Source organism: Psychrobacter sp. H26 (assembly GCF_059073035.1).
In genome coordinates this window covers 2,180,314-2,195,079 of sequence record NZ_JCACRW010000001.1, presented here as the reverse complement: position 1 = coordinate 2,195,079, position 14,766 = coordinate 2,180,314, and the positions used below count along the sequence as shown (strand labels likewise).

Sequence of the window (14,766 nt, the reverse complement as noted above, 5' to 3'; positions counted from 1 at the left end):
AAAACCCAATTAAGGGTTTTTTTCGTTTAAGCTGAAATTGAATACGCCTAAATCATTGCCCTCACTCTCGCCATAATCCCGCGTCCAATCACCAATCTCACATAGATAATAGCAATGGCAAACAGCAATACGATTAATGCCGCACCGCCAATAGCCAAGCTCGTCCACGGCACACTAAATTGTAAATTAAACCACTGCGTGATCGCCGCCCATGCGCCCACGCTGGCGATGACGACGGCAAAGGTCGCCGCGCTAATACCAAGCACGCCCAGCTCCAAGATATTGAGCATATACAAGTCACGTTTTTGCATACCAAGCAGTCTAAACGATGCGCTGTCCTTCATACGATCTTGCGAAGTAGACAGTAGCGAGCTGATCAGCACCATGACGCCAGTGAGTAGGGCAAGCAAGGTGAATACATAGACCAAGCGGCTCATTTGTACCACCAGCTCTTGGATTTGCTTCGCAATAGCAGTCCCATCGATGGTAGTAACCGCAGGGAACTGGCGTACCAGTTTGCCTTGTAGCTCTGGAATCGCATCTTCTGATACGTGAGCAGTAGCAAACTGAATCTGCGGGGCAGCGGACAGCACCGACGGCTCAAACAAGAAGTAAAAATACGGGCTTGGGCCACGCTCATAGCGCGTGCGAATACTGGTAATCTGCCCGACGATCTCGATACCTTGAATGTTAAAGCGTACCTGATCACCCATGCCGACATTGAGCATACTGGCGGCAGTGTCCAAGATAGACAAAGGTTTGACTTGCTGATCGGTAGCGTCGATAGGCGTATACAGCGCGTCGTCTGTGAGCGAGTCAACGATATATTCGGTATCCATCACCGTATCGGCGTAGCTTAAGTTAAACACCCGCGTAGGGTCATCAAACCCATCTTCAGGCTCGATATCTTTTGCCAGTACATCGTTCGCCGTCTCTACACGCGCACGAATGACGGGATAATAAGTGACGGGTGCTTCAATAATGGTATCAATTTTATCATGCTGATCGCTCTGCACATCGAGCAAAAACAGATTGGGCGCGTCTTCAGGATAGGCGTTGATAAACTGCGCATTGATACTATGATTGAGGGTGGTGATGAGCGTCAGTACCGCAACTGATAGCGATAAGGTGACAAAGAATAATGCGGACTGATTGCCCTTACGCGCCAGATTATGAATGGCGATACGCTGCATCCAGCTGACCTTGGTATTGCTCGCTAACTTATTAAGTAGCCACAGCCAGCCACGCGCCAATAGCCAAAATATCGCTACCAGAGCGATTAAGCCGCCCAATAACTGCGCCCCTAATGACAGTGAGCTAACTTCATAAGCAAAGAAGGCATACAGTCCTGCCAGCACCAGTCCATACCACAGTAATGGCACGCGTCGATACCAAGGCAAGTTTTGCGTCTGAGTGCTCGCCCCTTGATTGAGTAGGGTGGCGGGTTTGGTGGTGTTCAATGTACTCAAGCCGCGCTGCGCAATCAGTAGCGTCAGTACTAAGGCAATCGCAATGGTCTTAATCGCACTGATTGGATTGATAGAGAGACCGACATCAGCAGGTAAGATAGCCACGAGATAAGGTTGCCCGATTTTAAGCAAACCCAGACTGAGGGCAACTGCTGCGATACAAGCTATGACAGTCGTGACTATTAATAGTTGATAGTAGCTGCGCTTGAGTGAGCTAAGCGGTTCACCTAGCGCCAAGCGAATCGCATTGTTTGACTGCTGCTTGGTGACGAACGCGCTAATGACGCCATACATGGCAACCGCCGAGAGTAGCAATACGGCGATGACCAGTAGCTTTAAAAACATCAATACATTGTCAGAGATACGTGACACAGAGGTGTCTTCGGACTCGGCTTCAGACAGCTCGATATCAGGATAATTGGTCAGAATATCTGTGAACGCATCACGCTGCGTCGTGATCAGCTCAGGATCACCTGCTATTTCAATACGGTAATTTACCCGGCTACGCTGCCCGAGTAGGTTGGTCGCTGCCAAGGCGTCTTGTTTCATCAAGACCCGCCCGCCAAAACCAAACGCGGTCAGCGGTCGATCAGGTTCTTTGGTCAGCACATCACTGATGGTAAACTGCGCATCACCAATAGCAATACTGTCGCCGACACTGGCGTTTAGGCTGCTCAGCACTTCTGGGGCGACGACGACATTATCAGCGGTTAGCTGATCCCATAGCGGCTGTCCTGAGGCCAGCTCAACGTCGCCGTATAAAGGGTAGGACGGTGAGACGGCTTTGACGCGGGCAAGCAAGGTTTGCTCATCAGTGACCAGCATGGCGCTAAACTGATAATCGTATACAACCTGCGTGTCAGGGATCGTTTCTACTTGGGTCAATACGTCGCTTGACCAATCCTGCTTGCCGTTCAAAATCAAATCGCCACCAACGAGCGCACGCTGATTGTCATTGATATAGCGATCAACAGACTGCTGCACCGAGTCTAGGGTCAGATAGGTGGCAAGCGATAGGGTGAGCGTCAGCAAAAACAATACTGGATAGACCCAGCGCTGCCACCAGCTACGGCTGAGTGCTTGCGAGCCTAGCGTCTTGGTAAACAGTTGATTGAGCATACTAGTATCAGTATTTTTAACATCAGTTGATTGGTTGTCTGTGCGTTGATTCATTAGCTTACAATCCGCCCATCATGCATGGTAATAACGCGATCCGCCATCTCGGCAAGCGCAGGATCGTGAGTCACCACCACCAATGCCGAGCCAACTTGCTGGCGTAAGTCCAATAATAGCTGCATGACCTGATCAGCATTTTGCTCATCGAGGTTACCTGTTGGCTCATCGGCGAACACAATCTTTGGGTGCGACACCAATGCCCTTGCCACCGCTGTACGCTGCTGCTCACCGCCTGATAACTGATTGGGTAGACTGTCACGGCGATGACCTAAGTCGACCGCGTCAATAAGCTCGTCTACTCGCGCTGGGTTTGAGCGCCGTGCAATATCTAATGGGAAGGCGATGTTTTCGGCGACGGTCAGTGTGGGCAGTAGATGAAATGACTGAAAGACAAAGCCCATATCTTGTTGGCGGATAACGGCAAGCGCGTCTTCGTCCAAACTGCTGAGCGTTTGATCTGCCAAAGTAACCGTACCGCTATCGGGATAGTCTAGTGCCGCAAGTAGTCCTAGCAAAGTCGATTTGCCTGAGCCTGATTTGCCCATGATAACCACAAACTCGCCAGCGTTGACGTATATATCGACGTCTTTGATGATAGACAGGCTTTGCTCGCCGACTTGCACGGTTTTGTTTAACTGGGAGGCGGTGAGTAGGGCGGCTTTTTTAGTATCTACTGGCGGTGTTGATGTGGCAGTCGAAGGTGATGTCATTACAGTGTCTCGTTAAGTGGTCTCGTTTGTCTTTTTGTCGGTCATGTCGTTCTGAGCGGCTTCAGTTGCGTTGATACTATCAGTTGTTGTTAGCCCTTTTAGCGTGGGCTCTAAGACAGGCAAGATATTGTCATTAACGATGATAGTGTAGCCCTCTTTAGTTGGATGAATGGCATCCGCTTGATTGAGCTCACGATCACCGCCCACACCCTCTAAGAAAAACGGAATAAGGGTGACGTTCATGTCTTTTGCTACGCGAGGATAGATATCTGAGAATGCAGCAACATAGTCATCGCCTAAGTTGTCATAGATTGACATCCCGCCCAAGACGACGACACTGCCATTGTCTTGTAGACGTTTAACCGCTGTGCGGATATTCGCTTCAATCGTTGCTACATCGATACCTCGTATAGCATCGTTTGCACCAATGGTCAAAATCGTCACATCAGGTTTGGTTTGTAGCACCCAGTCAAGACGATTGACCAGTCCAGTACTGGTTTCACCACTCAGCCCTGAATTGATGACCTCAGTATTCTTATACCCCATGGCTTGCAAACGATCTTCTAACTGCGCGGGGTAGTTATCATCTTTATCCACCCCAAGACCCTCTGTCAACGAATCACCAAGCGCCAAAATAGTCAGGGGCGCGTCGTTGACTTGGATATCGGTGGATACGTCGGCATTAGTGTCTACAGACGTCGTATTGGCTTGACTATTAGTCGTTTCAGTACTCGTACTCTGTGTTTCAGTGGTGTTGGTAGATTCAGTAGTTTCCGTCTCTTTTTGACAGCCACTGATAGCCATGACAGCCGCGAGCGTGACGATAGCAGGCAAGAAACGTAAGGGGGAGTTCATCATGGGAGTTGTGTCCTATAAGCAATCGAACCAGTGTAGCAAAATAAGACAGCAACCAATATTGCCCTAAGGTTAATTTAGAGACAGGTTTATTGCGCTTTAGAAATCAAAGACTTGTAGAGAGTGCTATTTAGAGTATTTAAAATTTTATAATCAAATATATTTGCCATCGACCATCACTGGACGACTCACAAGCCACGCAATCACCACGTTTGCAATCATCAGTATCAGCATAATAAAAAGAGGTACACTCCAGCTACCAGTCGCTTCATGGAGCCAACCTGTGCCTAGCGGGCCAAAGAATGCAATCAAATAACCGACGGTTTGCGCCATACCAGATAGCTCACTTGATTGATTGGTGGTATAGGTTCGTAGGGAGAACAGCATCATACTCAAGGTAAAAATCGCTGAGCACCCAATCCCCATCAGGGCTGACCAGAGCCACGCCAACTCCGTGGATAGATAGCTGACGCCCAGCACCCCAATGACATTGAGCACCGCGGCAAACACAGCGAGCGCCTGAATAGGACGACCGCGATTGATTAGCCATGTGAGACTCAAAATAGAGATGGGCGCCATAAACTGAAACACAGAACCCATTTGCCCAGCGCTCACCGCAGATAATCCTTTACTGACCCAAATAGACGGCAAAAAACTGGCAACGGTGTAAAACAATAATGATTGTAACCCCATAAAAACAGCAATCTGCCACGCAAAGGCCGTGCGCCACATCGAAATATCAGAGGCGTCTGGGTCTGTCGAGACTATGGGTTGATGGTTTGATGAGCCAAGACGCACACGCAAAAATAGCCAAATCAATAAGGCAAAAACCCCTAAAATCGTCCAACCGCCTAGCGCCCATTGCCAGCCTACTCGCTCAGATAAAGGCAGAACTACCCCTGAGACTATTCCCGCGGTCACGGTCATGGTTAAACTGAACAAACCTGTAATCAGCGGGATATGCTTAGGCGTACGTTGCTTAATGACAGGCGCGGCCAGCGTGTTGGCAAAGCCAATAGCTAGTGTTAGTAACAACGTACCTACCAAAAATCCTGTCCACGTTGGGATAACGGTACGAATCATCATACCTGTGGTCAGTAGCCCAATCATCGCAATCAGCGTATTCTCCAGCCCGAAGCGTTTAGCAATTGCTGGCGAGATCAGTGCCCCAACGGCGAAACTCAGCATAGGGACAGCGCCTAGCCAGCCAATCTGAAACTCGGAGATATCTAATGCCTCTTGTACCACAGGAGCGATAGCGCCGAGTGCAACAATAGGCGCGCGCATATTGGTCGCCAGCAAGACCATGGCACATAGGACTAGCCAAAATGTAAAACGCGGTGACGGTAGATGGGAGGAGGTGGACATAGCAATACAACGATGATAATAGAAAAGAACTGTTGTAAGACAGAGACGACATATCGTCATCCGCAAAACAACACCAGAGAGCATTTATCTAGAAACTGATACCTAGAAACAGACCGAGACGATCATTGATAGTATCGATCAGCATTCGAAAATTTTGCAGGAAGCAATACAGACAAATCTGCTGGCTAATATTTCTATATAGAAAGCATCCAAATAAAAGGCATCTATAGCCAGAAAATAGCATTGCGCAATAAAAATAGCGTCAAGCCTCCTATAGAAAACTTGACGCTATTATACGAACAGATGTCAGGTAAATGCTACCCGCATAAGGTAATCGAAAAATCTTATACCGACTTACCCAGTTGAGCTGCTCTTAATGCGTTCTCTTGTTGTTCAGCCATCAATGAGTCACATTTATTGGGATCGTCACCACAGAATGAGCACTGCTCATCACCCATGAGCTTAGCAACACCACCGCAAGATCCTTTGAGCGGTTTTTTCTTGACCATATAACCAATGCCCATAAAGATAAAGAATAGGACAAAGACAGTAAAAGTAATGGCAAGCATAGGAAGCAATTGGCTAAGCATAGAGGTAACCTCGTTTTAAAATAGGGCAGTCGCGTTAAATATTAATGAATGATTTTCATAAATAACTTTGCTCGCAACTATAGCTGTATTATAACAAATTTTGGCGCTGCTCGTTTTGCATTAACGTATTCTCTTGTTTCACATCTATACATCTACTGCATGACCCTGAGCTCAGCATAGGTTTAGCGTTTTTTGTCTGCACGTAATGCTTGCATCGCTGGAGTCTGCACCACTTGCCAGTTGTCGATACTGTCGTTGGTAGCGTCATCCGAAGTATTACTCTCAGTACCACCTACCTCTACATCATCAGCCAATATTACAAACATGGCGGCTAAGTCTTGCGTGGTAGCCACATCTAGTGCTTTTTGATAAGGCATTGCCGTAAGAGCAGTCGCCCATGCATCGGCCAGTGCAACAGAGTCAGCGGCAACCGTTACCGAAGGCGCGCCGCCTGCAATAGGCTCGCCTGTGGTCGGATCGATGGTATGACTATAGCGTTTACCATCGAAGATCACAGAGTTGCGATAGTTACCTGAGGTTGCCAAGTGCATTCGGGTAGCGGTAGTAGTTGGTTGGCGAATGGCAGATATCGTTTGGCGTTCGCTGACAGTACTGCCTTCGATAGGCGCATCAATCGCAATTTGCCATGGCTGCTGTTGGCTATTCACACCGGAAGTGGCAATCTCACCACCAATCTCGACCATATAATTACGAATCTGATATTCTTCTCTGAGTACATCAGCAATCACATCAACGCCATATCCTTTAGCAACCGCAGAAAAATCAAGCTCGACACCGTCTTTCGTCTTATAGAGGGTTTGGTCTTTTTTTATAATGCTTTCAAAGTCTACCAGCGCTTTTGCTTGAGCAATCTCAAGTGCTGTTGGGGGACTCTGCAAACGCTCAACGGTCATGGTACTGCCAAAGCCCCAAGTTTCTACTAATGGCATCACAGTAGGATCAAACGCACCGCCAGATTTTCCATAAACAACCTGAGAGATATCCAGTACCTGACTGAAGTCAGCATCAATGACAATAGGGGTGTCTGCACCCAACTGATTGAATGTAGAGATGGTCGAGTCGCTCTGGTAGGTCGACATACTGTCGTTGATTTGTTTTAATCGCTTATCAATCGATGCTTGTATGGCAGCTTCGTCTGCATGGTCCACATCGTCAGGCAGCTGATAACTGATATGATAGCTCGTCCCCATAGTTTCACCAGTCAGATAGTTATAATCTGGTGTCTGCTGGCAGGCGCTGAGGCTCATAATACTACCAAGACCGACGATGCTAAGTAGCGTGTTGTTCAAAAGGTTTCTGGAAGCTGGGCGGTACGTGTTATTTTTCATAATATCTTCGGTATGATGCACAAATAAATAGGGTGTAAAACAAGTCATGCTCATTTTACACCCCTTGACCCTAGAAATACCAATGATGGCAATGTTCAGTGACAATCTACTGCATATCAAGCTATTTTACTTGTGACTCACGTATCAGCTTATACAGCTTTGGCGGTGACACGCGATTGACTCTGGTTGCCAGCTTTTCTTTACTACCAGCGACAATGATATATTCTTCGCCCTTTGTGAGCGCCTTCACAACTTGTTTGGCAAACTCAGTTGCAGTCAGACCGTTACTGGTTGCTTCATCCATGGTACCTTGAGCACTACCATCACCTGTTAACGCATTGATAGAGATGTTGGTCTGGATAAACCCTGGGAATATTGTCGCCACTTCTATGCCTTGATCATACAATTCAGCACGTAAACTGTTTGCCCACATATGAAGTGCCGCTTTGGCTGCCCCGTAAGCGCCGCGATATTGCGTCCCTAGTAAACCTGCCACGCTTGAGACCATCACTACCTTGCCACCGCCTTGTGCAATCATGTCAGGTAATATCAGTCTCGTTAGACGCGTTTGGGCAAAGTAGTCGATCTCCATAATCCGACGCTCTACCTCTTCATCTGTCTCCATGATGAGCGAGCGTTGACTAATACCAGCATTGTTGATAAGCCAATCGATCTTTCCTGCTTGAGCTTTGGCAGTATCGTAAGCGGCTTTTGTCTGACTGGCATCACTGATATCAAATGGTACTACGATATGCTTGCCAGCACGCTTGCAGCTTTTTTTGACGGCTTCTAGTTTTTTACTATCACGGCCACTTAGAACGATTCGAGCGCCACGTTTGGCAAAGGCAATAGCGAGGGCTTCACCTATGCCACTAGAGGCCCCTGTGATCCAGATGGTCAGATCTTTGTACTTTGTTTTCATAAGAGTCCTTTCTTAGTATGTAGAGCATCCATAGTATAGGATAGCAAAGCCACTCTACCAATTAGATTTGTAGTTAAAATATCGTGATGATTTTTTGGCATAAAAAAAGAGCCTCAATTGAGACTCTTTTTATAAATGATTTTAGATATATGGAGCTAAATTAACCACCGAAGTCATCAAGCATGATGTTTTCGTCTTCTACGCCCATGCTGTGTAGCATGTCGATTACGGCAGCGTTCATCATCGGTGGCCCACACATGTAGTACTCACAATCTTCTGGATTTGGATGGTCTTTCAGATAGTTTTCGAGCAATACATTATGGATAAATCCTGTTGGACCTTCCCAGTTATCTTCTGGTAATGGGTCAGACAGTGCAACATGCCACTCAAAGTTATCAAACTCTTCTTCTAGTTGATCATAATCTTCAACATAGAACATCTCACGAATCGAGCGAGCACCATACCAGAAACTGATCTTACGATCAGTGTCTAAGCGCTTTAGCTGATCAAAGATATGCGAGCGCATCGGAGCCATACCAGCACCACCACCAACAAAGATCATTTCAGCTTCAGTCTTTTTGGCAAAGAATTCACCATAAGGACCTGAAACCGTCACTTTGTCACCAGGGACTAGGCTAAATACCCATGAGGACATTTTGCCTGGCGGAATACCTTCACCGCCACGTGGTGGTGGACTTGCGATACGAATGTTGAACTTGATCAGGCCTTTCTCTTCAGGGTAGTTGGCCATCGAGTAAGCACGGATAACAGGCTCATCAACTTTTGAGACATAGTCGAAGATACCGAATTTTTCCCAATCTTCTCTATATTCTTCATCAATCGCAAAGTCTTTGTAATGTACTTCATGCGGTGGCGCTTCAAGCTGTACATAACCACCAGCACGGAAGTTCACTTCCTCGCCTTCTGGGATTTTTAGTACCAACTCTTTGATGAAAGTAGCCACGTTATCATTAGAGATAACTTCACATTCCCACTTTTGTACATCAAAGAACTCAGGGTCGATCTCAATCTTCATGTCTTGCTTAACAGCTACCTGACAGGCCAAGCGCATGTGATTGCGGATTTCGCCTTGAGTAAAATAGCCTTCTTCGGTGGGCAAAATAGAACCACCACCTTCAATAACGCGGCAACGGCACTGCGCACAAGTACCACCACCACCACATGCTGAAGACAAAAATATACCTTCGCCTGCTAGGGTTTGCAGTAGCTTACCGCCTGCTGGTGTCACCACGTCATTATCGGGATTATCATTGATATGGATAGTAACATCGCCTGAACTGACCAGTCTTGAGCGTGCCGCTAAAATAATAGCGACAAGGCCCATGATGATCAAGGTAAACATAGCAACGCCACCAATCGCCGTAGCGTAATCCATGGTAGGTATCCTTAATCTATGGGGTAGGGGAGCGGAGGCATGTTTTATGCTGTATCCGAACCCTTACCGAATAAATGAATTAAATAAGTCAAACAGCTAATGAGAGCTTTGAGCTTAGCAGTTTAGATGGACATACCACCGAACGACATAAAGCCGAGCGACATCAGACCAACTGTGAGAAAGGTAATACCAAGACCGCGCAATGGCGCTGGAATGTCTGAGTATTTAAGCTTTTCACGAATACCTGCCAATGCAGTAATAGCAAGTGCCCAACCGAAGCCTGCACCCACACCATAGACAACAGACTCACCAAAGTTATAATCACGCTCTACCATAAATAGTACACCACCTAAGATGGCACAGTTTACAGTGATTAATGGTAAGAATACCCCAAGCGCGTTGTAAAGACTGGGTACAAACTTGTCCAAGAACATCTCTAGAATCTGTACGGTGGCCGCAATCAAACCGATATAACTGAGCAATCCTAGGAAGCTCAAATCGATATCAGGGAAGCCTGCCCATGCCAGTGCACCGTCTTTTAGAATGAACTGGAATAGTAAGTTGTTTAGCGGAACCGTGATGGCCATAACGACGATAACGGCAACACCAAGTCCGATAGCAGTTGAGACTTTTTTGGATACGGCCAAAAAAGTACACATGCCTAAGAAGTAGGCAAGTGCCATATTCTCAATAAAGACTGAGGTTATAAATAAACTAATATAATGTCCCATTAGTGACCGCCTCCATGTGCCATGCCTTTAGACTGCGGCTTCATTACAAACTCAGCTTCTTCCACTTGTTCTGGTTTCCAGATACGCACAATCGCGATAAACAAAGCAATAATAAAGAACGCTGATGGTGGCAACAGCAACAGCCCATTCGGTATATACCAACCGCCATCAGTAACTGGCTGTAGGATCGTGATACCAAACCAAGTGCCCGCGCCTAATAGCTCACGGATAGTGGCAACGAACAGCAGTACCGCAGAGTAACCAAGACCGTTACCAATACCATCTAAAAAGCTTGGAATTGGTGGGTTGCTCATGGCAAACGCTTCAGCACGGCCCATAACGATACAGTTGGTGATAATCAGACCAACGAAAACCGACAGACCTTTACTCACATCATAAGCGACAGCTTTTAGCACCTGATCAACTAAGATAACCAATGACGCAATAATCGTCATCTGTACAATAATACGTATACTTGATGGAATCTTTTTACGAATCACGGAGATAAAGAAGCTTGAGAACGCCGTCACCAATGTCAATGCCACACACATAACCATGGCATTTGCCATACTTGTGGTGACCGCCAGCGCCGAACAGATACCGAGGATCTGTAGGCCAATGGGGTTATTGTCAAAAATAGGCGTGGTTAAAATACTTTTAGTATCAGCCATGTTATGCCTCCTTGCCGTTTGCTACTGGTAGCTTGGCTGCCAATTCGGTTTTAGGTTGAGCGGCCGGTTTTGATTGATTGGCTTGCGCTTCTGCATCATCAATCGTTTGACCGCTCTCTTCACGTAGCATATCTAGATAAGGCTTATAGCCTTGCTCGCCTAACCAAAACTGAATCATGTTACTCACGCCGCGGCTAGTCAGTGTTGCACCGCTGATGCCATCAACCCAGTTTTCTTTTGGATTACCCGCTTTGGTTACACCAGTAGCGACGTCACCATTTTCGTCATAAGACTCGATACCGCTCCACTTTGCACGCCACGCAGGCTCTTCGATACGAGCACCCAGACCTGGGGTTTCTTTATGCTCATAAAAGCTGATACCCTTGATGGTATTCATGTCGCTCTCAAGCGTTAAGAAACCATAAATCGTACCCCACAGACCGTAGCCTTGAATAGGTAGTACAATCGCCTCTGGCTGACCGGAATCATCTTCTTTGACATAGACTTTGGCATACTTTGGCTTACGACCGATACCAGCAGGATCGTTGTCACCCAAGTCTTCGCTCAAGGCTTGGTTCTTCGTCGCTTGACTGGCGTCATAGGCATTACGATCAGGAATACCAGCAGTTTTTAGCGCATCGTCATCGAGATAAGTGCCTTCGTTTAGATCAATGATTTTCACATCAAAGTCTTTAAAACGTTCAGCAACATCATCGGCGGTATCAGATTCAGCATCATATAGATCAGCAGCAACCAAGATGTTTTTGTTGCGGTCTAAGCGTGCGTTTTCGACTTGTGCAGGCTTTAGACCAACAGCGACCGCTGAGACCAATACTGAGCACACCAAGCATAGCGTCAACGCCACGCTGATGGTTTTTGCGTTATTACTTTTGGGCTTGGACATAACGAACCCTCCGAGCAGTTTGGCGTTTGATGTTTGCTTGAGTCACAAAATAATCAAACAATGGGGCAAATAAGTTGGCAAATAAGATGGCCAGCATGATGCCTTCTGGGAAAGCTGGGTTAATGACACGAATCAATACGGTCATAAAACCAATCAAAATACCATAAGCCCAGCGGCCTTTATTGGTATGTGCAGCTGAAACAGGGTCGGTCGCCATAAAGACCGCACCGAATGCAAAGCCGCCAATGACCAGATGCCAGTAGAATGGCAAGCTCATCATCATATTGTCATCAGAGCCGATCATGTTGAATACAAGAGAGGTCGCAATCAGACCAACCACACAACCTGCCATGATGCGCCAAGAGGCAATACGTGTCCATAGCAGCACGGCAGCACCCATCAAGATAGCCAGCGTTGATACTTCACCGATACTGCCTTGCATGTTGCCTAAGAATGCATCACTCCACGTGATCGCATTACCATAGACATCAACGAAGTCTTGAGGAACCACACCAAGCGCGGCAAGACCGAGAGGGGTTGCACCTGAGAATCCATCTACCGCTGTCCATACTGAGTCACCAGACATGTAGGCCGGATAAGCAAAGTATAAGAACGCACGGCCTGATAGGGCAGGGTTTAGGAAGTTTTTACCCGTACCACCGAACACTTCTTTTGCGACGACCACACCAAAGATAATACCCAAGGCAACTTGCCATAAAGGAATATCTGGTGGTAGACATAGTGCAAACAGAACCGAAGTCACAAAGAAACCTTCGTTAACTTCATGTCCGCGTACGACCGCGAAGATAATCTCACAGAGAATACCGACAGCAAAAGTGACGATATAAATGGGTAAAAACTGCATGGCCCCGTAAACGAAGCTTGCCCAGATACTGTCTGGGTTGTAGCCTGCCATGCTAGTGATGATGGTACGCCAGCCTTCAGGTTGCAGACCAAGCTGGGCGATAGCCGTCAGTGCTTGATGACCGATGTTGTACATACCCCAAAACATCGCTGGGAACGTACATAGCCATACCGTAATCATAATACGCTTTAGGTCGATCCCGTCGCGTACATGTGATGAGGCAAATGTCGTTGTACCTGGTTGACGCAGAAACGTATCAAACATCTCAAAAATAGCATAGTACTTTTCGTGTTTGCCGCCTTTGGTGAAAGATGGCTCCATACGATCGAACATATTGTGTAAAAATTTCATCGTGGTTAGCCCTCCAGCTCAATGCGCGTTAAATTATCACGCAAAATATCACCAAACTCATATTTGCCAGGAGATACAAAGGTGCATAGTGCCAAATCTTCTTCATCCAATTCAAGAACGCCCAAATCTACAGCACTAATAATGTCTTCGACAATCAATGCACGTAGTAATTGAGTGGGTAGGTAATCTTGTGGCATGACTTCTTCATAGACACCGATGGGTACCATCGCTCGCGGTGAGCCATTACTTGTCGTGGTGAAGTTGTATTTTTTGCCACCAAAGAACTGCGAAATATAGATAGGCAGTTTTGAAAAGCGGTTTTTACCTGGGCTAAAGAAATGAAACGCTGGGCGCTCATGACCTTCAGTCAGTACACTGATCTGGTTGTGAAAACGACCAAGATAAGCCACATTGTCAAACACTTTGCGACCGGACAACACTGAACCTGAAATAATACGATTCTCGCCAGCAGCAAGCTTGCCTTTGGTTAATGCCGTAATATCAGCACCGCGCTCGGTTGCAACCAAATGCGGGTTGGTAACCGCAGGACCAGCTAGGCTCAGCATACGGCGAGTATATAGACGACCTGTCGTAAACAGCTTACCAATCGCGATCACGTCTTGATAGCCAACTGTCCACACGGTCACACCGCGCATAATCGGATGCAAAAAGTGAATGTGCGTACCAGCAAGACCAGCTGGATGTTTTCCAGCAAAACCATGATATTCAGTGACATTATCCGCAGCAGTTTTTGCAACTGGCGTCAGTTTGGCATCACCATGATGACAGACAAAGGTCTTTGGCGTGAGCGTAGACAGTACAGCAAGGCCATCATTGAACGCTTGTAGCTGCTCATTGATCACCAGCATTGGGTCAAGCGCTAATGGGTTGGTATCTGTCGCTGTGACAAAGATAGCGTGTGGACGAGCACCGATTTCTGGTGCGCGGCTATAGGGACGCGTGCGAAACGCTGTCCATTCGCCAGAGGCAATCAGTTGGGTTTCAACGACTTCAGAGTCTAGGTCAGCAAGCTGCTGTGAGTCATAGCGCTCAAAGTCTACTTCTTCACCATTTGGGTCGACCGCAATCACAAGACTCTCAAACACTCGACGCTCGCCACGTTTAACAGCGACGACCTTACCGGCAGCAGGGGCAGTGTAGATGACGCCGACACGTTTTTTATCTTCAAAAACGGGCTGACCTTTGGCTACAATGTCACCTTCTTTGACATTCATTGTAGGTTTCATACCCACATAGTCATAGCCGACAAGTGCTACATGTGTCGGTTGGTGCTCAGATATCTCGCGGGAGGGTTCACCGGTAATGGGCAAATCCAAACCTTTTTTGATGGTAATCATAAGCGAAAACTTAGTCCATAGTCTAAAACGATACCAGACATCCTGTTTGGC

Annotated in this window: 13 protein-coding genes; all 13 read right to left on the bottom strand. The window is 47.0% G+C overall.

What is annotated here, in order from left to right; genetic code table 11:
• Window positions 1-47: 47 nt before the first annotated feature.
• The gene (locus tag AC5JPT_RS09110; RefSeq protein ID WP_493857853.1) at window positions 48-2,642 is read right to left on the bottom strand and encodes an ABC transporter permease; all 2,595 of its coding nucleotides are present in this window, start codon (window positions 2,640-2,642) and stop codon (window positions 48-50) included.
• The gene (locus AC5JPT_RS09105; protein WP_493857852.1) at window positions 2,642-3,355 is read right to left on the bottom strand and encodes an ABC transporter ATP-binding protein; all 714 of its coding nucleotides are present in this window, start codon (window positions 3,353-3,355) and stop codon (window positions 2,642-2,644) included. The genes AC5JPT_RS09110 and AC5JPT_RS09105 overlap by 1 nt, the downstream gene beginning before the upstream one ends.
• 12 nt (window positions 3,356-3,367) lie before the next feature.
• Entirely contained in the window at window positions 3,368-4,213 is an 846-nt protein-coding gene (locus tag AC5JPT_RS09100; RefSeq protein ID WP_493857851.1) for an arylesterase, read from the bottom strand.
• Between the two features lie 150 nt (window positions 4,214-4,363).
• Window positions 4,364-5,578 (bottom strand): MFS transporter, encoded by a 1,215-nt coding sequence (locus tag AC5JPT_RS09095; protein ID WP_493857850.1) that lies wholly within the window; start codon window positions 5,576-5,578, stop codon window positions 4,364-4,366.
• 344 nt (window positions 5,579-5,922) lie between these two features.
• Window positions 5,923-6,168 (bottom strand): (Na+)-NQR maturation NqrM, encoded by a 246-nt coding sequence (nqrM, locus tag AC5JPT_RS09090; RefSeq protein ID WP_319050857.1) that lies wholly within the window; start codon window positions 6,166-6,168, stop codon window positions 5,923-5,925.
• Window positions 6,169-6,350: 182 nt separating this feature from the next.
• Complete coding sequence (locus AC5JPT_RS09085; protein ID WP_493858457.1) at window positions 6,351-7,436, bottom strand: FAD:protein FMN transferase; 1,086 nt, start codon at window positions 7,434-7,436, stop codon at window positions 6,351-6,353.
• A 202-nt stretch (window positions 7,437-7,638) separates the two neighbouring features.
• Window positions 7,639-8,439 carry an SDR family NAD(P)-dependent oxidoreductase gene (locus AC5JPT_RS09080; protein ID WP_493857849.1) on the bottom strand — a complete coding sequence of 267 codons (801 nt, stop codon included), beginning with the start codon at window positions 8,437-8,439 and terminating at the stop codon, window positions 7,639-7,641.
• A 160-nt stretch (window positions 8,440-8,599) separates the two neighbouring features.
• Entirely contained in the window at window positions 8,600-9,835 is a 1,236-nt protein-coding gene (nqrF, locus tag AC5JPT_RS09075; protein ID WP_319050859.1) for an NADH:ubiquinone reductase (Na(+)-transporting) subunit F, read from the bottom strand.
• Window positions 9,836-9,957: 122 nt separating this feature from the next.
• Window positions 9,958-10,566, bottom strand: a complete 609-nt coding sequence (gene nqrE, locus AC5JPT_RS09070; protein ID WP_075107228.1) for an NADH:ubiquinone reductase (Na(+)-transporting) subunit E — start codon at window positions 10,564-10,566, stop codon at window positions 9,958-9,960.
• Entirely contained in the window at window positions 10,566-11,237 is a 672-nt protein-coding gene (locus AC5JPT_RS09065) for an NADH:ubiquinone reductase (Na(+)-transporting) subunit D (RefSeq protein ID WP_201602231.1), read from the bottom strand. Before AC5JPT_RS09065 ends, nqrE begins: the two co-directional genes overlap by 1 nt.
• Window position 11,238: 1 nt before the next feature.
• Window positions 11,239-12,141 (bottom strand): Na(+)-translocating NADH-quinone reductase subunit C, encoded by a 903-nt coding sequence (locus AC5JPT_RS09060; RefSeq protein ID WP_493844065.1) that lies wholly within the window; start codon window positions 12,139-12,141, stop codon window positions 11,239-11,241.
• The gene (locus tag AC5JPT_RS09055; RefSeq protein WP_493857848.1) at window positions 12,122-13,357 is read right to left on the bottom strand and encodes an NADH:ubiquinone reductase (Na(+)-transporting) subunit B; all 1,236 of its coding nucleotides are present in this window, start codon (window positions 13,355-13,357) and stop codon (window positions 12,122-12,124) included. The genes AC5JPT_RS09060 and AC5JPT_RS09055 overlap by 20 nt, the downstream gene beginning before the upstream one ends.
• Before the next feature lie 5 nt (window positions 13,358-13,362).
• Window positions 13,363-14,715 carry a Na(+)-translocating NADH-quinone reductase subunit A gene (locus tag AC5JPT_RS09050; RefSeq protein WP_319050862.1) on the bottom strand — a complete coding sequence of 451 codons (1,353 nt, stop codon included), beginning with the start codon at window positions 14,713-14,715 and terminating at the stop codon, window positions 13,363-13,365.
• Window positions 14,716-14,766: the final 51 nt, after the last annotated feature.